This window comes from Streptomyces sp. NPDC050508 (assembly GCF_040655155.1).
GTDB lineage: Bacteria > Actinomycetota > Actinomycetes > Streptomycetales > Streptomycetaceae > Streptomyces.
In genome coordinates, this window is the sequence record NZ_JBFAJJ010000001.1 from 897,048 (window position 1) to 918,058 (window position 21,011).

Here is a 21,011-nt window from a genome sequence, read left to right on the forward strand (position 1 = left end):
GGCGTCTCCTTACGTATGGATCAGGAACATGGGCGTCAGAGGGCCTGGGCGAGCCGGTGGTAGGCGGCGTTCCAGCGGATCTCCTTGGTGAACTGGCCCGTGCTGGTGGTCTCGTCGATGGTCAGCAGTTCTACGCCGGCCATGGCGGCGTAGTCGGTCAGGGTCTCGGTGTCGACGGCCGAGCTGAGCACGGTGTGGTGCGGGGCGCCCGCGAGGAGCCAGCTCTCCGCGGACTCCGCGAGCGAGGGGCGCGGCTTCCATACGGCGCGGGCCACCGGCAGCCGGTGCAGGGGCTCGCTCGGGGTGACGACGTCGACCGTGTTGGCGGTCAGCCGGAAGCGGTCGCCGAGGTCGGACAGGCCGACGACCACGGCGGGGCCGGGGGCCGCGTTGAAGACCAGGCGGACCGGGTCCTCGCGGTCGCCGATGGACAGGGGGTGGATCTCGCAGCTGGGGCGGTCGGCCGCGATCGAGGGGCAGACCTCCAGCATGTGGGCGCCGAGGATGCGCGGGGTGCCCGGGCCGAGGTGGTAGGTGTAGTCCTCCATGAAGGAGGTGCCGCCGGGCCGTCCCGCACCCATGACCTTCATCGTGCGCAGCAGTGCCGAGGTCTTCCAGTCGCCCTCGCCGCCGAAGCCGTACCCGTCGGCCATCAGGCGCTGGACGGCGAGACCGGGCAACTGGCGCAGCCCGCCCAGGTCTTCGAAGTTGGTGGTGAACGCGGTGAAGCCGCCCTCGGTGAGGAAGGTGCGCAGGCCGATCTCCTGACGGGCCGCGTAGAGCAGCGAGTCGTGGCGGATGCCGCCGGGGCGCAGCGCCGGGACGACGTCGTACAACTCGACGTATTCGGCGGCGAGTTCGGCGGCCTCCTTGTCCTCGACGTCGTCCACGACGGCCACCAGGTCGTTGACCGCGTAGGTGTTCACCGAGTAGCCGAACCGCAGTTGGGCCTCCACCTTGTCGCCCTCGGTCACGGCGACGTCCCGCATGTTGTCGCCGAAGCGGGCCAGCCGCAGGGTGCGCGAGGCGTGCCGGCCGACGGCGGCCCGCGCCCAGGCCGCCACGCGCCGGACGACCCTCGGGTCGGTGGCGTGACCGGCGACGATCTTGCGGTCGATGCCGAGCCGGGACTCGATGTGCCCGAACTCCCGGTCGCCGTGGGCCGCTTGGTTGAGGTTCATGAAGTCCATGTCGATGCTGGGCCAGGGCAGCGACAGGTTGTACTGGGTGTGCAGGTGCAGCAACGGCCGGTCCAGGGCGCTGAGTCCGGCGATCCACATCTTGGCCGGGGAGAACGTGTGCATCCACACGATCACGCCCACACAGGTGTCGGAGGCGCTCGCCTCCTGGCAGAGTCGGCGGATCGCGTCGGCGTCGGTGAGCACCGGCTTCCACACGATCTTGACCGGGATCTTCCCGGGGCCACTGAGGATCTCGGAGATGCTCCGGGACTGTTCGGCGACCTGGTGCAGGATGTCGTCGCCGTACAGGCCCTGGCTGCCGGTGAGAAACCAGATCTCCTGGTCGGGGTAGGGCGTGGCGTTGGTGTCCATGAGGGGGCCTTTCAAAGGGAGTTGACCGCCGGGCGGGGGAGGGGTGCCGCTCAGGCGGAGGCCTCGGCGCGGAGGTGGCGCAGTCGGTGCATGACCTCGTTGGCGCCGCGGCCGAAGTAGTCGTGCAGGAGCCGGTATTCGGCGTAGAGGCGGTCGTAGGCGGCGGCCCGCTCGGGGTCCGGCTGGTAGACGGCCGGGCGGGCCTTGGCCATGGCGTGGGCGGCGGCCCGGATGTCGGGGTACACGCCGGCCGCGACCGCCGCGTGCATCGCCGCGCCGAGGGCCGGGCCCTGTGCCGAGTCGATGACGCCGAGGGGGAGTCGGGTGACGTCGGCGTAGATCTGCATGAGCAGCGGGTTCTTCATCAGGCCGCCCGCGATGATCAGTTCGCGGACCGGGACGCCGGACGTCTCGAAGGCCTCGATGATGGTGCGGGTGCCGAAGGCGGTGGCCTCCAGCAGAGCGCGGTAGACGTCCTCGGGGCGGGTGGACAGGGTCAGGCCCACCACGACACCGCTGAGGTCGTGGTCGACGAGCACGGAACGGTTGCCGCTCTGCCAGTCCAGGGCGATCAACCCGTGCTCGCCCACCCGCTGTTGAGCGGCGAGCGCGGTGAGGTGTTCGTGCGGGTCACGGCCGAGCGCGGTGGCCTCCTCGGCGTACGACGCGGGGAACCCGGTGCGCACGAACCAGCCGAAGATGTCGCCGACGCCGCTCTGTCCGGCCTCGTATCCCCACAGTCCCGGCAGGATGCCGCCCTCAACCACCCCGCACATGCCCGGCACTTCGGCCCACTGGTCGCTGCTCATGACATGGCAGGTGGAGGTGCCCATGATGGCGACCATGCGGCCGGGTTCGACGGCGGTGGCCGCGGGGGCGGTGACGTGGGCGTCGACGTTCCCGACGCACACGGCGATGCCCTCGGGCAGGCCCGTCCACGCGGCCGCCTCTGCCGTCAACCCGCCTGCGCGGTCGCCGAGTTGGCCGATCGGCTGGTCCAGCTTGGCGGTCACGAAGCCGGCGAAACCGGGGTTGAGTGCGGCCAGGTAGTCACTGGAGGGGTAACTGCCGTCCTGGAGCTGGCCCTTGTACCCGGCGGTGCACGCGTTGCGGACGTAGGTGCCGCTGAGACGCCAGACGATCCAGTCGGCGGCCTCGATCCAGCGGTCGGTCAACTCGTAGAGCTCGGGGTCCTCTTCGAGCAGTTGCAGGGCCTTGGCGAACTCCCACTCCGAGGAGATCTTCCCGCCGTACCGCTGGAGCCAGGGCTCCTTGCGGGCCTCGGCCAGGGCGGTGATGCGGTCGGCCTGGGCCTGCGCGGCGTGGTGGCGCCAGAGCTTGACGTAGGCGTGCGGTCGGCTGGTGAGGTCCGGGAGTTCGCACAGAGGCGTGCCGTCGGCGAGGACCGGGAGGACCGTGCACGCGGTGAAGTCGGTGCCGATACCGACGACTTGGTCCGGTCGGACGCCGGAGCGGGCCAGTGCCTCGGGTACGGCGATGCGCAGGACGTCGATGTAGTCGGAGGGGACCTGGAGGGCCCAGTCGGGCGGCAGCGGGGTGCCGTCGGGGAGGGCGCGGTCGAGGACGGCGTGGGTGTACGGGTGCTCGGCGGCGGCCAGTTCGGCGCCGTCGGCGACACGGATCACCACGGCGCGCCCGGACAGCGTCCCGTAGTCGACTCCGATGACGTAGGTGTCGGGATGGGTGTGTTCGCTGTTCTCGGCGTTCACCACCGGGCCGCCCTTCTGTTCGATATTTCAGTCGTTGTTCGAAGTGTCGAATGGAGTGGAGAATAAATCTCTGGGATGGAACCCCCGGCCGGGGCCCGGCACAAGTACCCGGGCCCCGAGCGGAGTTGGTTGTCAGCCGGAGACCGGCGCGACGGTTATACGGTCGATGTTGGGTGCGTAGGCGCTCGCATTGGCGAAGCTGATCGTGTTGGTGCCGGCCGTCAGGGTGACCGGGACGGGCAGGTCCCAGTAGCTGGACCAGCTGTAGTTGTTGCGGAACATGACCGTCTGTGCGGTGCCGCCGTTGACGGAGATCTGGGCCGCCCGGGAGACGACGTTGGTGTTGTAGTTCCCGGAGCCGGAGACCTGGTCGTTGGCGTAGCGGACGTTCATGACGTACCGCCCGGCGCTGGCCGCGGTCACCTGGAAGGTGAGCGTGTTGGCCGAGCCGTTGCCGACATAGCCGACGTACTTGCCGCCCGAGGCCCAGCTGTCCGAGGTGGCGACGGCGGTTCCCGCGAGGGTCGCGCTCTCGGCCTCGTACGCGGAGACGCCCGTGGTGTCGCCGCTCGCGGCCACGCGCAGATCGCGCACGGTCAGCGTGGTCGAGCCCGAAGTGGCCGCCGTGATGCGGTTGTTGCCCGCCGACAGGTACAGCCGCGAACTCTTGTCGGTCAGCGTGCCGCTCGTGGAGGCCAGCGTGACGGCGGTCGCGCCGTCCAGGGTGAGCGTGCCTGAGCCGTTGGAGGAGTAGTCGGTGTGCACGGTGTAGTAGCCGTCGGTCGGCGCGTAGACGTCGAAGGCGGCCGAGGCGCCCGAGGTCAGGGCCAGCGCACCGGCACCCGTCGTACCGGACGCGGTGTAGGTGTACGTCGGCGAGCCGGTGATGTCCGCGTACGTGGCCGGGTACGAAGTGTCCGCCGTGGACGCGGCGGTGAGGTCGATCTTGTCGAGGGTGACCTCGTTGGTGCCCTTGGCCAGGGTGATCGTGTGCGTGCCCGCCGTCAGGGAGACGGAGGCGCCGGCCGTGGAGCGGTAGGTCCAGTTCAGGGTCGGCGTGTAGGTGACCGTCTGGGAGGAGCCGCCGTCGACCGTGAGGGTTTGTGTGGCGGGGCCGCCGGACTGGTTGCCGTAGAAGACGTTCAGGTTGTACGTGCCCGTGGTCGGGGCCGTGACGGTGAAGGCGACCTTGCTGTCCGACTGGTTCAGGCTGCCGACGTCCTTCGTGCCCGAAGTGGCGTACCCGTAGGCGTTGGTGACGCTGCCCTGGGTGTAGACGGTGCCGTCGGTGATGGTCGCGTTCTCGGCCTCGTACGACGCCGTCGCCGGGGTGCTCGCGGCGGTGGGCGTGCCGGTGCCGGCCGGGTTGACGACGATGCGGTACGCCGACATCGGGTCGAGGCTGGTCAGCGGGACGGTGATGCTGCCGTCGGAGGCGACCGTGTAGGTGCTGCGGGCCAGCACGGTCGGCGCCGGGCCCGCACCCTCGTAGCCGCTCCAAGCAGTGCGCTCCACCGAGACGTTGACGGTGCTGCCGAACGACGACGGTATGTTCTTGATGACCGTGTTCGCCGAGCCGGAGGTGCCGCCGCCGAGGAGGACCTGGGCCTGCTTGCGGCCGGTGTCGAGGGACGCGATGGCCTGGAGCGTGTCGATGACGTTGGACTGCGGCGGGGTCACCTTGGCGGTCTGGCCGGTGAGGCCCGCGTACCAACGCAGCAGCCACCAGTCGCCGTTGGGGATGTTGGTCTGGCTGACGTTGCCGTCCAGGTTCCCCGCGATGTCCCAGTACGCCTGGTCGGCGTAGACCTTGTTCCGCTCGAACATCGACATCCACTGGATCATCTGACCCGGCACGGAGAGGTCGCGGCGGTCGCCGTACTCGTTGATGTTGACCGGGCGGGCGCTGATGCCCGCGTTGGTCTCGATGGTGCGGTAGGCGGCGAGGTTGCTCTCGAAGTTGGAGAGGGAGGTCGGGTCCAGCTCGTGCCAAGTGGTCATGTCCGGGAGGACGTTGTTGGCCTTGGCCCACGGGTAGAAGTCGCCCATGAAACGGGCGTCGTAGTGCGTCTCGTTGGGGCCGGCGATCCGCGCGTTCGGGATGATCGAGCGGATCTTGTTGTAGACCGTCGTCCAGTCGCTCTCGAAGCTCGCGAGCGCGCTGTTGTACGTCGACGTGGTCGAACTGCCAAGCCCGGTGTACCAGTTGCCGTCCGGCTCGTTGAACGGGACCCACACGAACGTGCTCGCGTCGGAGCGGGCCGCGACCTTGGTGACCATCGTGGTGACCTTGGACAGGTAGTCCGTCAGGCCGAGGTTCTCGTACGGCCACGAGGCGTAGATGTCCTGCATGTAGATGAGGTTGTCGCCGCCGCCACCGCGGGCGAACTCCGGCTGCACGACCAGCGCGTCACCGTTCGGGTGCTGGGTGCCGTCTGGTGCCTTCTGGGCGATGGACGTCATGTGCAGGGGCGTGACGAGGTTGTCGCCGGGGACTCCGTCGTCGCTGAGGCCGTACAGGGCGCCGTTGGCTCCGTGCATGACCGCGCCGGTGGTGGTGCCGAGGTCGACGCTCAGCGTCGGGGTGGCCGCCTGTGCGGCGGGGACGGTCAGCGCCGTGCCCAGGAGGGCGGCGGTCACCATGGTCACGCCCATGAGGGCGCGAACGGAACGGGATCTACGGGGTGTTCGAGGCATGGCTGTCCTCCTCCTCCCGCGGCGTTGCGGGAGGCTGTCGGGTACTTCGGGGGGACCGGGGCGGCTCAACTGGCCCAGGTCCTGTCGTCACATTCCCGTCGTCCGCCCGGAGGGCGGGCCCCGCGGCGTCAGGTGCGTGCTCTCGGTGTGCCGGGCGTGGACCCTCGTACTGGACGTACTTGGGTCTGCGCCCGGTGCGGCGGGAGTGCGTGCATGGCGTCGCGGGGCAGGCGGGAATGTGACGACAGGGCCTGACCCCGGGGCTACTTGACGGCGCCGCTCGTGATGCCGGAGACGATGCGGCGCTGCGCTATGACGAAGACGAGGACCATGGGGAGGCTCATCATCACGACGTAGGCGAAGATCAGGTGCCAGTTGTTGAGGTACAGCTGGGCGTTGGCGACCTGGTAGAGGTTGAGCGGCAGGGTGGCCTTGTCGCCTCCGCCGAGGACGAAGAAGGCGTAGAAGATGTCGCTCCAGGCGTAGAGCATCACCATGATCGTGGCCGTGGCGATGACCGGGCGGAGCAGCGGCAGGATGATGCGGAAGAAGACGCGGATCGGGCCCGCGCCGTCCATGCGGGCGGCCTCCTCCAGTTCCTCGGGGAGGGCGCGGATGAAGCCCGTCATGAAGAAGATCGACGTGGAGAGGTACATCCCGGCGTAGACGCCGATCATGCCGGGTCGGGTGCCGGCCAGGCCGAGTTGGCGCAGTTCCATGACGATGGTGATGACCGCGGGCGGGAGCAGCAGGCCGCTGATGCTCAGCGCGTACAGGGTGTTGACCAGGCGGCCCTTGCGGCGGGCGAACACCCAGGCGGCGCCCGCTCCGAGGAGCAGCACGAGGACGACGGACGGGGCGACGACCAGGAGGCTGTTGACGAAGCCCTGGACGATCTTGCCCTCGTCGAAGCTCTGCTTGTAGTTCGCGGCGGCCTGGACGTGGTGGGGCAGGGACAGGTTGGGCTTGATCGCCTCGGCCTGGGGCTTGAAGGAGGTGACCGCTACCAGCCAGAGCGGGATGCCGATGGTGACGCCGGCGACGATCAGGACGACGAGCGGCTGGACCCAGCGCAGCGGGCGCCGGTGCGCGGGGGCGAACGCGGTAACGGTGGTCACTGGTTGTTCTCCCTGCGGCGCAGGCCGACGATGACGGGCACGGCGAGGACGACGACGATGAGGAAGAGCACCAGGCTCATCGCGGACGCCTGCGCGTACAGGCCCTGGCCGAAGATGCGGAACATGTAGATGTTGAAGACCTCGGTCTCGCTGCCGGGACCGCCTCCGGTGGTCGCCTGCACGATGTCGAAGGTGTTCATGGAGCCGATCAGCGCGGTCGTCACATTGAACGTGACGGCGGGCGCGAGCAGCGGGAACCTCACCGACCAGAAGGTGCGCCACCAGCCGGCCCCGTCGATCCGGGCCGCCTCCAGCACATCACCCGGCATGCTCTTCAGGCCTGCCAGGTAGATGAGCATGGCCAGGCCCATCCACTTCCAGCCATGGATGAGGGTCACCACCACCAGCGTCCAGGTGGTGGAGCCGAGCCAGGGGGTGTCGACGTGGTGTCCGGCGAGCGAGGACAGCACGCTGTTGAGCGCGCCGTCCTGGGCGAGCAGGGCGCGGAAGATGTAGCCGACGGCGAGCGCGGAGATCAGTACCGGGAGGAAGAAGACCGCGCGGAAGAAGCGGTTGAAGCGGGTGTCGCGCTCCAGCAGCAGGGCCAGGGCGAGCCCGAAGCCGTTCTGGAAGACGGCCACGAGGACCGCGTACTCCAGGGTGATGCGGATGTCACGGGCCATCGACCCGTCGTGCAGGATGGTGCTGAAGTTCGACAGTCCCACGAAGCCGATCTGCGAGTGGAACGCCGACCAGTCGGTGAACGGGTAGACGAAGTTCAGCAGGTTCGGCAGCAGGAAGAACACGCCGAACACGGCGAGGGCGGGCAGAGCGAACCACCACGGCTGGTTGGCCTTGCTGCGGAGCCTGTTGCGCCGGGACGGCCGGTCCTGGATGTCGTCCCGGTCTCGGTCCTTCGCGCGCGTGGCGTCGAGAGCGTCCATCGTGGCGGTGTCCACCACTTTCTTACCTCCGGTACGGCCCCGGGCACGCCGCCGACGGGCGGCCCGGGGGAGGGCTGGCGACGAGGCGCCGGTCAGTGGGTCAGAAACCGGTGACGCCGCGCGCCTTCAGGACCTGCTTGAACTGGTCCTCGGCAGCCTGGGCGACCTGGAGCGGGGTCTTCTTGCCGTAGATCATGTCGGCGAGCGCGAGGTGCATGTCCGGGGCGGTGAGCGCCTTGACCTGGAAGACGCCCTGGGCGCTGGACAGGGCCTTGGCCTGGGCGATCGCGGTCTGCGGCAGGCCGTCGGGGTTGGCCACCGAAGGCTCCACGGAGACGAGCTTGTTGGCCTTGATGTAGGCCGGGTAGTCCGGGCCGAGCCAGAAGGACATGAACTGCCGGGCCGCGTTCTGCCGCTTGGTGTCACCCGTGTTGAAGGCGACGACGCCGTTCGTCTGGTCCGGGGAGTACTCGGCCTTGGCGGAGCTGTTGGCGATGGGGAACCAGCCGAGCTTCTTGTCGATCTCAGCGGTGGTGGAGGTGGCCTGGATCTCGGACTGGAGCGCGGTGACGTTGACGGCCATCGCGGCGCTGCCGTCCATGATCGCCTTGCCCTGGTCGACGAAGGTCGCCGTCTTGTAGTTCTTCTGCGCCAGGCCGCCGTCGAGGACCTTCGACTTGTACTTGGTGATCGCGTCGACGATGGTCTTGTTGGTCCAACTGTCCTTGTTCTTGTTGAGGTTGTCCCAGAACGACTGCGGCAGATCTGTCATCTGGGCCTGCACCTGCCACTGCAGCGGCCACTTGTCGCCGCCGACCTCGAAGAACGGCGCCACGCCCGAGACCTTCGACTTGATCTTCGCGGCGTCGGCGAGCAGTTCGTCGTAGCTGGCCGGCATGGTGGCGATGCCGGCCTTCGCGAAGACGTCCTTGTTGTAGTAGACGCCGAGGACCGCGGGGCTGGTGACGATGGCCGCGTAGCGGTGACCGTCGACCTGGCCGAGGGTCTTCTCCGTGGTGCCGAGCTTGGAGACCCAGTCCTCGTTGTCCAGGGTCAGCAGGTTCTTGGCCGGCTGGACGAACGGCAGGGTGCTGCCCGTGGGCTGCCAGAACATCAGGTCCGGCTTGACACCCGAGGCGAGCTTGGTCGGGACGTTCGACTCGTACGGGTCGGGTATGACCTCGGTGGAGATCTTGGCGCCGGTGGCCTTCTCGAACGCCTCGATGGCCTGCTTGGGCTCCGAGACGCTGTTCTGGGCGACCCACATGGTGAGCTTGACGCCCTTGAGGGAGGCGGTCGGGTCGACCGAGCTCTCGGGTGCGGCGGTCGTGGCGCCACCGGTGCTGTCACTGCACGCGGTGGCGGTCAGCCCGAGGACACAGGCGGTGGCAAGGACGGAGACGGCTCTTCTCATGGCGGATCCTTGTTCGTACGCGGAAGGGAAGAAGGCAGGGCGGTGCTGCGGAGTTGTGCGACGGCTGCGGGGAGGGCGGCTGACGGATACGGCGAGCGCGGCGGACGTAAGGGATGGGGCGATGGCGGACGTCCGGTCCGGCTCACGCGTTCCGTGGCCCCGAGCTCTCCCGGAGGATGAGGGTGGGTTCGGCCGGTACCGGCGCGGATTCCTGCTGATCGGTGTCGAGTTGGGCGCGCAGCAGCCCGAACGCGGCGCGGCCGAGACCGTGGAAGTCCATCCGGACGGTGGTGAGGGACGGGGTGACGAAAGCGGAGTGCGGGGCGTCGTCGAAGCCGATGACGCTGACGTCCTCCGGCACCCGTCGGCCCGCGTGGTGCAGGGCCCGCAGCACACCCAGCGCCAGGTCGTCGTTGCCGCACAGGATCGCGGTGACGTCCTTGTTCCGGGCGAGCTTCTTCCCGGCCTCGTAGCCGGCCTGGGCGTCCCAGCCCTTGCCGGACGGCGGAGGCGGGGTGATGCCGGCCGCTTCGAGAGCCTGGCGCCAGCCCTCGGCTCGCGGTCCCGCCAGGCGCCGGGTTCCGGTCGAGGCGGGGATGGCGACGTAGTGGACGTTCGCGTGCCCGAGCGACAGCAGGTGCTCGGTGGCGGCGCGGGCCGCCTCACGGTCGTCGGCCCACACCGCCGGACGGCCGGGTGTCCGGCCCGGCGGTGGCGCTTCCACCAGCGCCGCGCACGGTACATGGGCGGGTACGCGGTCCAGGGCGGCGGCACCGATGCGGTCGTAGCCGATGACCACCACGCCGCCACCGGTGTCGGCGGCCGAGGCGATCGTCCGGTCGAGGTCGTCCTCGGGGGTCACGACCCGCACGCCGAGCGCGTATCCGGCGGCGCGGGACGCCTCCTCCAGACCCTGCAGGGTGGCTGCGTAGCCGTAGAGGACGGTGTTCGACGTGATGACCGTGACCGATCGGGTGACCCCGCTGGCCAGGGCGAACGCGGTGGCGTTGCGCCGGAAGCCGAGGGTCTGGATGGCGGCGTCGACGCGCTTTCGGGTCTCCTCCTTGACGTTCGGGTGGCCGTTGATGACCCGCGAAACCGTCTGGTAGGAGACGCCTGCGGCAGCCGCGACGTCGCGGATACTGGCGGCTTTCTGCGGCCCCTGAGGGGGGTCGCCGTGGCCGCCGAAGCTTGTGTGACCGGTCACATCCATGCGAGGATTGTGAGCGGTCACAACGTGGGCGTCAAGAGACCGTAACTGGGGATTTACCTTTCGAACACACCGGCCGGAGCGGCGAGTTCCCGCCTGGCGGGTGAGAAGCCCCAGTTCAGCGCCTGTACGAGAGCCGCAGGACCGAACTGTCCCAGAAGGGGAAATTGTGTTGACCGGTGTCGTCGAAACAGCCGAGAGGTCCCGTATCTGGTCGCACCCGGAGCTCGGGTTGCACGCCGTCCTGGACGCCGACGGGTCGGTGAGACTGGGGAATCCCGGCCAGGACTGGGACCGCCTGGTCCCCCTCGTCGAGGTCACCGCGACCGGTCACGGGCGCCTGTGGTCGGGGGAGCGCTTCATCGAGACGGCCATCGGCGAGCGCCTGGCCTACCGCAGCCATGACACACAGACACTGCGGGACGGCGGCCTGGAGCGTACGACGATCCGGCTCGTGGACCCGGTGACCGGACTGGCCGCCGAGGTCACCCTGGAGGCGAGCCCCGGTGCGACCTTCCTGCGCTCGCGGGTACGGCTGGTCAACGAGGGTGTCGAGCCGCTCCGGTTGGAGAGCGTGACGACCCTGACGCTCGGCGGGATCACTTCCTCTGTTGCTGAATCCGCAGTCGCCGAGTCCGCCGTCGCCGCATCCTCTGCTGTCGAAGACGGCCTTCACGGACTGACCCTGCACTGGGCGGACAACGACTGGCTCGCCGAATGCCGTTGGCACCGGGCCGAACTCCGCGACGAGGTCGTGCCGTTGAGCCGGTTCGCCCACGGGCGCGAGGGGCGCGGCTGCTTCGAGCGCTACTCGCAGGGGAGTTGGTCCACCGGCCGGCACCTCCCGGTCGCCGCCCTCACCGACCGGGACGGCAACGCCTGGCTGTGGCAGATCGAGTCCAGCGCGGGTTGGCGCTTCGAGACCGGTGAACGCGAGGGCGCGGCCTACGTCGCCCTGTTCGGCCCCGACGACGCCCACCACCAGTGGCACCAACTCCTGGCACCCGGCGAGGAGTTCCACACCGTCCCCGCCGTCCTCGTCCGCGCGGAGACCGGCGGTCTGGACGCGGCCTTCGGGACCCTCACGGACTACCGTCGGGGCATCCGCCGCGACCACCCCGACCACCGCAACCTCCCGGTGATCTACAACGACTACATGAACACCCTGAACGGCGACCCCACCACCGAACGGCTCCTGCCGCTCATCGAGTCGGCGGCGGACGCGGGCGCCGAGGTCTTCGTCATCGACGCGGGGTGGTACGACGACGACGCCCAGGGCTGGTGGGACTCCGTCGGCGCGTGGGAGCCCGCGCCCAACCGCTTCCCGGGCGGCATACAGGAAGTCCTGGACGCCATCACGAAGCGCGGCATGACCCCGGGCCTCTGGCTCGAACCCGAAGTCGTGGGCGTGCGCAGCCCGTTGGCCCGGACCCTGCCGCCCGAGGCGTTCTTCCGGCGCGGCGGTCTGCGCGTCACGGAACACGGCCGGCACCATCTCGACCTGCGCCACCCGGCCGCCCGCGCCCACCTCGACGAGGTGGTGGACCGGCTGGTGGGGGAGTGGGGCGTCGGCTATCTGAAGCTCGACTACAACATCAACGTCGGCCCGGGTACCGAGAACGGGACCGAGAGCGCGGGCGCCGGACTGCTCGGGCATCACCGCGCCCACCTCGACTGGATGGCCGGACTCCTCGACCGCCATCCTCAACTCGTCCTGGAGAACTGCGGATCGGGCGGTCTGCGCATGGACTACGCCCAACTGGCCGTCGCCCAGCTCCAGTCCACCAGCGACCAGCAGGACCCGCTGCGCTACCCGCCCATCACCGCGGCGGCAGCCACCGCCGCGACACCCGAACAGGCCGCGGTGTGGGCGTACCCCCAGCCGGACCAGACCTTCGACGAGATCGCCTTCACCCTCACCGGCCCGCTCCTGGGCCGTATCCACCTCTCCGGCTTCATCAACCACATGAACGAGGAGCAGTTCGAGCTCGTCCGCTCGGCGGTCTCCGTCTACAAGGAGGTCCGGGGGGAGATCGGCACGGCGCATCCGTTCTGGCCGCTGGGGCTTCCCGGGTGGGAGGACGGGTGGCTCGCTCATGGGCTGCGGGGGGCGGACGCGACGTACGTGGTGGTTTGGCGGCGCGAGTCGGGTGACGGCACCGAGCGCACCTTCACGGTCCCGCACCTGCTCGGAGCGCCTGCGCGGCCCACGGTGCTGTATCCGGCGACGGCGGATGCGGGTGCCCAATGGGACGCTGCCGAGGGGCAGTTGACGGTGTCGCTGCCTCGGGTCAACACCGCTGTTCTGGTGCGGCTGAACGCCGGCTGAGGCGCGTGGTGATCAGTTGTCCGACTCGGCGATCCTGGCCTTGATCCTCGGGTCGGCGGCCAGCGCGGGCGGCAGGGCGGTATCGGAGTCGAGCCTGGCGGTGAGCAACTGGCCGGCCGTCACGTGCGTGGGGTTCTTGGACGTCCGTCCTACCGTCTTGCCGTTCACCGTCTTCTTCGCGACGCTCCGCAGATCGGCCCCGCGCAGGTCCGCGTCCTTGAGATCGGCTCCGGTGAGATCGGCGCCGCGCAGGTCGGCGTTCCGCAGATCCGCCCGGGACAGGGACGCCTCGACGAGGCCGGCGTCCACGAGGCTTGCCGCGTCCAACCGGGCTCCGTCGAGCACGGCGTGGGCCAGGTCGGCGGTGTCCAGCCAGTCCTGCCGCAGGTCCGTGTCGGTCAGCGCGGCTCCGCTCAGGTCCGTGTGCACCAGATACGCGCCGCGCAGGTCCGATCCCGGGAGGTTGGCCTTGTTGAGCTGTGCTCCGCTCAGGTTGGAGTTCTGAAGGTGCGCGGGATCCACACCGGTGAGGTCCTCCTCGATGGTTCCGGTGCGGTCGGCGCTGCGTACGGCGATGTGCTCCAGTGAGGCCTCACGCAGATCCACCTCGGAGCTGCCGTCGTGGGCCGGATTGCGCCGCGCCAGGACCTCGAAGGCGGCCTGGACATCGGCCTCGGGACGTCCGGTGTACCCCGCGCTCTCCTTCCCGAGAGGTCGGGAGTGGGCGCGGATATAGGCGGACAGGACGTCCACGATGGACGCCTGGTCGCGGGACGAGTCCTTCATGATGCGCTGGAGAGCGTAGATGCCGCCCAGGCGCACGTCCGCGGAGGAGTTGCCCAGGTTGTCGATGGCGGCCGTGTAGCGGTCGGTGATCTGACCTTCCCTGGTCGTTGTCGTGTCGTTCTGGTTCAGCACCACGCTGATGAGTACGGCCGCGATGGCGGCGATCGCCGTCAGCGTGCTGCCGATCGCGGTGCTGAGCACTTCGATGTGGCGGGTCCAGTGCCGCGCCGTTCCCGCGGGGGTGTCGGTGTCGTCCGGGCGGGGTGCCGTGTCGTCGGGGACGGGCGGAGTCGGCGGCTGCGGGGGCCGAGGGGCGTCGGGCGTTGTGCCCTGCTGTCCCGCCGTAGGGCGAACTGCCGTGCGGCGTTGGGCGGTTCGGCGAAGTTGCCGGGACGGGGTGCGGGGTGAGCGGCCGGTCGTCCGGCGCGGGCCGCCGGGGTCAGTGGTCATCGGGGCTCGCCTGCGGGTCGTGGCGGAGTTCGGTCGGTGTGCGTCCGAATTCGGCTTTCAGGGCGCGGCTGAGGTGGGTGGTGGTGGGGTGGGTGCGCATGGTGAGGTCGACCCCCGTTCGGCTTGGTCACCACAGCGTCGGACGGTAGGCCACGGCGGCCGTCCGGGTACAGGCGATCCCGCGCCAAATCCGGCCCCCCGGGCACGAACGCGGGTTGAGCCGAGAGCACGAGCAGCGGAGTACCTGACCAACTGAATACTGGAACTACCTGAATACCGGAGCCCTCCCGTCCGCTGGACGGGAGGGCTCCGCCGCTGTCCTTGCACGGCCGATCCACAGCTGATCGTCATGGGACAGACTCTGCGCATATTCCGTCAGAAATGCGCCTTCGATCGGCAATGCCCGAGCTGGACGCGCTTCGTCCGCGTCCCGCCCCTAGAGTTCTTGGCATCCATGCGCGGCGAGGCCATGGCGGGCACCGGGCGTACCACTGTCGGAGGCGGGACCGATTGTGCAGGTATCCGTGACAAGGGGAATCATCGGCCCACCTGTCAGGATGTCGAGTTTCGTCGGTCGGCGTCAGGAGGCCGCGGAAGTCAAGCGGCTCGTGGCCGCCCACCGGCTGGTGAGCCTGACCGGAACCGGCGGTGTCGGCAAGACCAGGCTGGTCCTGCACGCCGTGCCCCGGTTGGCGCGGGCGTTCGCCGACGGGGTGCACATCGTCCAGCTGGCGGGTGTGCGGGACGTGTCGCTGGTGCCGCTCGCGCTGATCGAGGCGCTCAACATCCGTGACGTGTCGGGTCGTTCGCCCGTACGGGTCCTCATCGACCAGCTCCAGGACCGCGAGTTGCTCCTCGTCCTGGACAACTGCGAACACCTGGCGGACGCGTGCGCACGGCTCGTCGAGACGCTGCTCGCGGAGACCGCGGGGGTGCGCGTGCTGGCCACCAGCAGACATCCGCTGGACGTGCCCGCCCAACACGTCCTGGAGGTGCAGCCGTTGGCGACTCCCACGCCGGGCGAGCCGTTGCCTCCCAGGCCCGCGCTGGAGTACCCGGCACTGGCTCTGTTCGCCGACCGGGCAGCGGCCGTACTGCCCGGCTTCTCCCTCACCGCGTCCAACCAGGAGGCGGTGGCCGCCCTGTGCCGCAGACTGGACGGGCTGCCGCTCGCCATCGAACTGGCGGCGGTACGGATGCGGGCCCTCGGAGTGCAGCAGTTGCTCGAACGCCTCGACCGCCGCTACCGGTTGCTGGCCGACCGGGCGGACAGCGCAGACAGCGAGGAGACCCTGCCCCGGCACCGCACCCTGCGCGCGGCTGTCGACTGGAGCCACGACCTGTGCACCCCCGAGGAACAGACGGTGTGGTCGCGCGCCTCGGTCTTCGCCGGGAGCTTCGACCTGGGCGCGGCCGAGGAGGTCTGCGCCGGGCCCGGCCTCGATCGTGACGAGCTGGTGGACGCCGTAGCCGGTCTGGTCGAGAAGTCGCTGCTGGTCCGGGACGGCGACGCCGTCCATGCCCGGTACCGGATGCTGGAGTCGATCCGGCAGTACGGCATCGACCGGCTCCGCGAGGACGGCGCCGACGCGGAGGAGGCGGCCCGGCGCCGGGTGCGGGACTGGTGCCTGGACTTCGTCGAGGAGTGCGAGCGACGCTGGTTCGGCCCCGAACAGCCGGAACTGGTACGGCGGTTGCACGCGGAGTCGGACACCGTCCGGTCGGCGCTGGAGTTCTGTCTGACCACACCGGGCGAGCTGCAGGCCGGACTGAAGCTGGCCGGACACCTGTGGTTCTTCTGGTTCGCGACCGGCGCCCTGGTGGAGGGCAGGTACTGGCTGGAGCGGCTGCTCGCCACCGCCGCCGAGCCGACCGTCGTACGGGCACGGGCCCTGTGGTCCCTGGCTCTGATGCTGCTCAGCCAGGGCAACGCCGGCAGAGCCGCACCCCTCGTCGAGGAGGCACGCGAGCTGGCCCTGCGACGGGGCGACGAGGCCGAGCTGGCGCACACCTTCTTCGGCCGGGGCGGCGCCTACCTGATCAGCGGCGACTACGAGCGGGCGCGGGGCGTCTACGAGGAGGCACTCTCCCGGCCGCCGCGGGAGGGCGAGTCGATGAGCCTGGTCGGCTTCAAGTACGTCGAACTGGCCCATGTCCTCGCCATCCAGGGCGAGTACGACCGTGCCATGGCCCTGTGCGAGGAGTTCCGGCAGATCTGCCTGAGCCACGGCGAACAGTGGGTCCACTCCTACCTCCTGCGCATCCTCGCCTTCGCCGAGTGGGCCAAGGGGGACCAGACGGCGGCCGGGGCTCACGCCCGCGAGTGCCTGCGGCTCAAGCGGGTGGTCGGCGACGTGTTCGGCACCGGCATGACGCTGGAACTGCTCGCCGCGGTCCACGCGCGCGACGGCGAGGGCCGGCCCGCCGCGGTTCTGCTGGGCGCCACCAAGCGGATCTGGCAGGACGCCCACGTCGCCCTGGACCGCACCCCGTCCCACGGCCCGGTACGCACCGAGGCCGAGGAAGGCGCCCGCGCGCTGCTGGGCGGCGAGTTCAGGAGCGCCTACCGCGAAGGCCTCGAACTCACCCTGGACCACGCGGTGGCCTACGCGCTGGGCGAGCGGGAGTCCGCTGCCCGGCCGGTGCTCGACAGCCCCCTCACCCGCCGGGAGACGGAGGTCGCCGAGCTGATCGCGGAGGGACTGACCAACCAGCAGATCGCCGACCGGCTGGTGGTCGCACTGCGGACGGCGGAGGGCCATGTGGAGCGCATCCTCAGCAAGTTGGGCTTCACCTCCCGCAGCCAGGTCGCCGTCTGGGCCGAGGCACGCCGGGCCGTACGCCCCTGACGACGTACGGCCGTGAACCGAGGTACGGCCGTGAAGCGAGCGAAAGGAAGGCAGACCGATGGCACACGGAGAAGCCGCCACACCCATTCCCCCCGTCAAGCATCACGCCGGCATCCACTCGTCCGACGAGGAGTTCCTGGCGGTGGTGGTGTCGTTCCTCAGGGAGGGCATCGTCGCCGAGGACGAACCGGACCCGGTGGTGATCACCACCACGCGCAAGCTGGACCTGCTGCGGGACGCGCTCGGCCCGGACGCCCGCCATGTGGACTTCCGCGACTCCGCGCAGTGGTACCGCGGAAGTCCCGCGAACAGCATGGCCACCGCCCTCGACTACTACGTCACGCACGCGAGCCCCGAGGGCCGTCTCCACATGACGGGCGAGCCGGTCTGGGACGGCCGTTCGCCACGCCAGATCCCCGAGTGGAAGCGGTACGAGGCCCTGGCCACCGAGCTCTTCACGGGCGCCCCGCCCGACCTGATGTGCCTGTACGACACCCGTACCGCACCGCCCGACGTCGTCGACGCCGCCCGGCACACTCACCCGACGGAACTGAACAGGCACGGCGTCCGGCCCAGCCCGCTGTTCACCGAACCCGCCGTGTACGCGACCCAGGGACTCGGCCCGTTCCCCGCGCCGCCGGAGGACGCGGTCGGGGTCGGCCTCGACGGGGACCTGACCGCCGGGCACCGGTTCGCGGCGGACCAGGCACGGGCCCGCGGCATGGCGCCCGATGCGGCGGCCCGTTTCGGGCAGGCCGTGTCCGGCGCCACGGGGTACGCGGCAGCCCAGGGGTGCGACCGCGCGCACCTGCGGTTGTGGTCGACCCGGCAGCGGATCATCTGTGAACTGCGCACTCCGCGCGGCCGTATCACCGACCCGTTCCTCGGCTTCAGGCCGCCGGGTCCGGAGGCGCGGCCGGAGGACGGGCTCTGGCAGACCCGCCAGGTCTGTGAGTTCGTGGACATGCGGTCCGGTGACGAGGCGCAGGACGGGTGGACGATCCGTATGGAGACGGCCCTGCGTCGTCGGGTTGACGAACCGGCGCGCGGATTCGGGTAGTTCCCCCCGCGACCCGAAGGGCGCGACGGACGCATGGTGGATACGAGGCCGGGTCCCGTGACGGACCCGGCCTCGCACCACACGCGCCGAACGTCCCAGGGGCCGAAGGGAAACGACCATGCCGAACGACCGTCCGCGCGGCCTGCCGACCGTGGGTGATGGTTGCACCACGATTCTGGGTCCGGGAAAGTCCTCGGTCCGCCAGGCCAGGGAAGCCGTCCGCAAGTGGCTGGCCGAGTACGGTCTCCAGGGCCTGGTGGACATCGCCGAACTGCTGGTCAGCGAGCTCGCCACCAACGCGGTCGTGCACGCCGGCGGCCGCTATCGGCTCACCCTGTCCCTGGGCGTCGGCACGCTGCGCTGCGAGGTGGCGGACGAGCGGCGGAACCTTCCCCGGCCGCCGCACCGGCGGGCCGAGAACGAGGAGAACCCCCACGTCGACCCCGACAGCGAGAACGGCCGCGGTCTCCTCCTGGTCGACGCGCTCGCCCACCGCTGGGGCAGCCGCCTCGTCGAGGAGGGCAAGGAGGTCTGGTTCGAGCTGCAACTCGACGCAGCGGACAGCACGGTCGACGCGGGAGAAGCGGACGTGCACCACTCGGCGCGGCCCCGGCTGCGACCGGAGACGTCGACCGACTGCGCCGAGCGGCACCACGAGCGTACGGACCACCACTTCGGTCCCGACGACGACTGCTCGGAAGACCTTGGCGTGTCACCGGTCGGTGGGCACGCCTACAGGCGGGTCCCTTCCCGCGAGGGTTCCGCCCCGTCCGCGACCAGTAGTCGCGTCGGCAGCCACCAGGCCGCCGCGCACAGGCACACGCCGAGCCAGCCCACGGCGAACAGCCAGCCGCCGACCACATCGGTGAACCAGTGCACGCCCAGATACACGCGGGTCAGTCCGACCAGCACACCCCAGCAGCCGACGGCCAGGCAGAGCGAGGTCCGTCCGTGCGGGGAGCGCACGCATATCGCGAGGATCACCAGTCCGGCGGTGACCGCCGCCGTGGTGGTGTGACCGGAGGGGAACGACCAGCCCGAGGCATGTCCGGCCCAGTCGACCTGCGCCGGGCGGTGACGTGCGATCAGCGACATCACGCCGTAGCGCAGGCCCTGGCCGGAGGCGAGGCAGGCCGGGGCCAGGGTCGCGGCCAGCAGGCGTTGGCGTGTGGTGCGGCCGGTGAGGAGTCCGGCCAGGACGACGAGGGCGTACGGGATGACGCCCGTGCCGGTCGCGGTCAGGCCGCGGGCGACGGCCAGCGCCACGTCCGGGCGGTGGGCGACGGACCAGGACAGCACGTCCTCGTCCGTGAACAGCGGAGCGCCGTCGTGCCCGATCACGACCATGCTCAGCACGCCGAACGCGGTCCAGGCGCCCACGCCCAGGCTGCCCGCCAGCTCGGCGATGTCCTTGCGGTTCATGACGCCAGCAGCGGTCGCAGCCGGGTGGCCGTGAGCCGCCGTGCCAGGGGTTCCGGCCATCGCTTCAGCAGGATCATCGCGCCGAGTGCGAGGAGCGTGCCGACCAGGACGCCCGCCACGACGTCGTGCGGATAGTGGACCCCGACCCACACCCGGGACACCGCCATCGCGAGCGCGGCCACGGCCGCTACGGCGCCGAGCCGGCGGGAGACGAAGAACAGGGCGGCCGCGGCCGCCGCGGCGATGGTCGCGTGGTTGCTGGGGAAGGACCAGTCGCCCGGCGCCGGACAGGCCTCCAGCGTGACCACGTGCAGGCTCTGACAGGGGCGGTTCTCCCGCACCGCCGTCTTGAGCAGGGAGTCGATCCCGTACGCGGCCACCACGACCACCGGCACGGCCAGCGCCGTCACCGCTGCCTCGGCACCGACCCGGCGCGCCCGCCACCAGCCCACGAGCATCAGCACGGCGAACACCGCGAGCCCGTACGTCGACCACGCCGACACCACGTCGTCCAGCCAACCGGGCGCGTGCTGCGCGGAGTTGACGACATCCTTGTAGGCTCCGCCGTCGATCGACGACCCCTGGAAAGCGACGAGGATCATCCGCGCGCCTCCCCGGCCTTCGCCGCCCGGCTGGCCTTGCGGGAGCGGTACACCTCGGCGGCGAGGGGGAGCAGGGACACGACCACGATCAGGGCGACCATGGGCAGCAGGTACTTGTCGACGTTCGGGATCGAGGATCCGAGCGCGTACCCGGCGAGCGTCAGGCCCAGGCTCCACACCAGACCGCCGGCCATCTGCCACACGGTGAACGTCCGGACGGGCACCCCGAGAGCGCCCGCCATCGGGTTCAGGACCGTCCGCACCACGGGCACGAAGCGGGCCAGGACGATCGCCTTCGCGTGGCCGTACCGGTCCAACAACTCCTCGGCCCGCTGGGCGCCCTCGTGCAGTCGGGCCGAGCCGCTGCGGGCGAGCAGCGCGCCGCCCGCCTTCCGGCCGAGCAGATAGCCGCACTGCGCTCCGGCCAGCGCGCCCACCGCCGCCGCGACCAGCAGGGGCGGCAGCGACAGCTTCACGGCTCTGTCGGCGCCGCCGGTGCACAGCAGGCCCGCCGTGAACAGCAGGGAGTCGCCGGGCAGGAAGAACCCGATCAGCAACCCCGTCTCGGCGAACATCACCACGCCGACGCCCAGCACACCGAAGGCGGCCAGCAGTGACTTGGCGTCCAGCACGTTGACGGCGAGCTGGGACGCCAGGTCCAAGGGTGTGGTCATCGTGGCGAGCCCCTTCGCTGTTCTGACTACAAATCTGTAGACGGTCTACTCAACTGTAGACGACTCCGCAGGGTGAGAAGTTCCGCTCTTTTGCCTGGCCGTTGCCGCTTCATGACCGACTGACTACATGCATGTAGTCATGATGGTCCGCGAAGTAAGGCATGCCTTCACTA

15 protein-coding genes and 1 pseudogene are annotated in these 21,011 nt (G+C 70.1%); 4 read left to right on the top strand and 12 right to left on the bottom strand.

Annotation, left to right across the window (positions count from 1 at the left end; translation table 11 throughout):
* Nucleotides 1–35: 35 nt before the first annotated feature.
* The 7 genes from araA to AB0I69_RS04105 all read right to left on the bottom strand — a co-directional run bounded on the left by araA (nt 36) and on the right by AB0I69_RS04105 (nt 10,669).
* On the bottom strand, nt 36–1,553 hold the full coding sequence (gene araA / locus AB0I69_RS04075) for an L-arabinose isomerase (protein WP_363093942.1): 1,518 nt from the start codon (nt 1,551–1,553) through the stop codon (nt 36–38).
* 50 nt (nt 1,554–1,603) lie between these two features.
* Nucleotides 1,604–3,286: a ribulokinase gene (gene araB, locus AB0I69_RS04080; protein WP_363093943.1), complete on the bottom strand. Its 1,683-nt coding sequence runs from the start codon at nt 3,284–3,286 to the stop codon at nt 1,604–1,606.
* A 129-nt stretch (nt 3,287–3,415) separates the two neighbouring features.
* Nucleotides 3,416–5,980 (bottom strand): CBM35 domain-containing protein, encoded by a 2,565-nt coding sequence (locus AB0I69_RS04085; RefSeq protein ID WP_363093944.1) that lies wholly within the window; start codon nt 5,978–5,980, stop codon nt 3,416–3,418.
* A gap of 263 nt (nt 5,981–6,243) precedes the next feature.
* Nucleotides 6,244–7,098 (bottom strand): carbohydrate ABC transporter permease, encoded by an 855-nt coding sequence (locus AB0I69_RS04090; protein ID WP_363093945.1) that lies wholly within the window; start codon nt 7,096–7,098, stop codon nt 6,244–6,246.
* Nucleotides 7,095–8,060, bottom strand: coding sequence for a sugar ABC transporter permease (locus AB0I69_RS04095; protein WP_363093946.1), 966 nt, complete (start codon nt 8,058–8,060; stop codon nt 7,095–7,097). Before AB0I69_RS04095 ends, AB0I69_RS04090 begins: the two co-directional genes overlap by 4 nt.
* 82 nt (nt 8,061–8,142) lie before the next feature.
* Nucleotides 8,143–9,456, bottom strand: coding sequence for an extracellular solute-binding protein (locus tag AB0I69_RS04100; protein ID WP_363093947.1), 1,314 nt, complete (start codon nt 9,454–9,456; stop codon nt 8,143–8,145).
* A gap of 142 nt (nt 9,457–9,598) precedes the next feature.
* Nucleotides 9,599–10,669, bottom strand: coding sequence for a LacI family DNA-binding transcriptional regulator (locus AB0I69_RS04105; RefSeq protein ID WP_363093948.1), 1,071 nt, complete (start codon nt 10,667–10,669; stop codon nt 9,599–9,601).
* Between the two features lie 169 nt (nt 10,670–10,838).
* On the opposite strand from AB0I69_RS04105, the gene AB0I69_RS04110 reads away from it, so the two are divergent.
* Nucleotides 10,839–12,995, top strand: coding sequence for a glycoside hydrolase family 36 protein (locus AB0I69_RS04110; RefSeq protein WP_363093949.1), 2,157 nt, complete (start codon nt 10,839–10,841; stop codon nt 12,993–12,995).
* A gap of 12 nt (nt 12,996–13,007) precedes the next feature.
* On the opposite strand, the gene AB0I69_RS04115 is transcribed toward AB0I69_RS04110, so the two are convergent.
* Both AB0I69_RS04115 and AB0I69_RS04120 read right to left on the bottom strand, forming a co-directional pair.
* Nucleotides 13,008–14,231 carry a pentapeptide repeat-containing protein gene (locus AB0I69_RS04115; protein WP_363093950.1) on the bottom strand — a complete coding sequence of 408 codons (1,224 nt, stop codon included), beginning with the start codon at nt 14,229–14,231 and terminating at the stop codon, nt 13,008–13,010.
* Entirely contained in the window at nt 14,221–14,331 is a 111-nt protein-coding gene (locus AB0I69_RS04120) for a helix-turn-helix transcriptional regulator (protein ID WP_363093951.1), read from the bottom strand. The genes AB0I69_RS04115 and AB0I69_RS04120 overlap by 11 nt, the downstream gene beginning before the upstream one ends.
* A 457-nt stretch (nt 14,332–14,788) precedes the next feature.
* On the opposite strand from AB0I69_RS04120, the gene AB0I69_RS04125 reads away from it, so the two are divergent.
* The 3 genes and pseudogenes from AB0I69_RS04125 to AB0I69_RS04135 form a co-directional block, all read left to right on the top strand.
* Nucleotides 14,789–17,080 (top strand): LuxR C-terminal-related transcriptional regulator, encoded by a 2,292-nt coding sequence (locus AB0I69_RS04125; protein ID WP_363093952.1) that lies wholly within the window; start codon nt 14,789–14,791, stop codon nt 17,078–17,080.
* A gap of 58 nt (nt 17,081–17,138) precedes the next feature.
* On the top strand, nt 17,139–18,140 hold the full coding sequence (locus AB0I69_RS04130; RefSeq protein WP_363093953.1) for an MEDS domain-containing protein: 1,002 nt from the start codon (nt 17,139–17,141) through the stop codon (nt 18,138–18,140).
* 118 nt (nt 18,141–18,258) lie between these two features.
* Nucleotides 18,259–18,666, top strand: a pseudogene (locus AB0I69_RS04135) (ATP-binding protein); the annotation flags it as partial.
* 206 nt (nt 18,667–18,872) lie between these two features.
* Here the strand turns inward: AB0I69_RS04135 and AB0I69_RS04140 are convergent.
* From AB0I69_RS04140 to AB0I69_RS04150, 3 genes are read right to left on the bottom strand one after another with little or no spacing between them, the layout of a single operon-like run.
* The gene (locus tag AB0I69_RS04140) at nt 18,873–19,562 is read right to left on the bottom strand and encodes a phosphatase PAP2 family protein (protein ID WP_363093954.1); all 690 of its coding nucleotides are present in this window, start codon (nt 19,560–19,562) and stop codon (nt 18,873–18,875) included.
* The gene (locus AB0I69_RS04145) at nt 19,559–20,161 is read right to left on the bottom strand and encodes a phosphatase PAP2 family protein (RefSeq protein ID WP_363094166.1); all 603 of its coding nucleotides are present in this window, start codon (nt 20,159–20,161) and stop codon (nt 19,559–19,561) included. The genes AB0I69_RS04140 and AB0I69_RS04145 overlap by 4 nt, the downstream gene beginning before the upstream one ends.
* Entirely contained in the window at nt 20,161–20,838 is a 678-nt protein-coding gene (locus tag AB0I69_RS04150; RefSeq protein WP_363093955.1) for a DedA family protein, read from the bottom strand. Before AB0I69_RS04150 ends, AB0I69_RS04145 begins: the two co-directional genes overlap by 1 nt.
* Nucleotides 20,839–21,011: the final 173 nt, after the last annotated feature.

Coding starts and splice junctions, on each gene's coding strand:
- AB0I69_RS04140 (WP_363093954.1), bottom strand. CDS start 19,562: ATGAACCGCAAGGACATCGCCGAGCTGGCGGGCAGCCTGGGCGTGGGC.
- AB0I69_RS04125 (WP_363093952.1), top strand. CDS start 14,789: ATGTCGAGTTTCGTCGGTCGGCGTCAGGAGGCCGCGGAAGTCAAGCGG.
- AB0I69_RS04130 (WP_363093953.1), top strand. CDS start 17,139: ATGGCACACGGAGAAGCCGCCACACCCATTCCCCCCGTCAAGCATCAC.
- AB0I69_RS04120 (WP_363093951.1), bottom strand. CDS start 14,331: ATGCGCACCCACCCCACCACCACCCACCTCAGCCGCGCCCTGAAAGCC.
- AB0I69_RS04115 (WP_363093950.1), bottom strand. CDS start 14,231: ATGACCACTGACCCCGGCGGCCCGCGCCGGACGACCGGCCGCTCACCC.
- AB0I69_RS04100 (WP_363093947.1), bottom strand. CDS start 9,456: ATGAGAAGAGCCGTCTCCGTCCTTGCCACCGCCTGTGTCCTCGGGCTG.
- AB0I69_RS04105 (WP_363093948.1), bottom strand. CDS start 10,669: ATGGATGTGACCGGTCACACAAGCTTCGGCGGCCACGGCGACCCCCCT.
- AB0I69_RS04150 (WP_363093955.1), bottom strand. CDS start 20,838: ATGACCACACCCTTGGACCTGGCGTCCCAGCTCGCCGTCAACGTGCTG.
- araA (WP_363093942.1), bottom strand. CDS start 1,553: ATGGACACCAACGCCACGCCCTACCCCGACCAGGAGATCTGGTTTCTC.
- AB0I69_RS04085 (WP_363093944.1), bottom strand. CDS start 5,980: ATGCCTCGAACACCCCGTAGATCCCGTTCCGTTCGCGCCCTCATGGGC.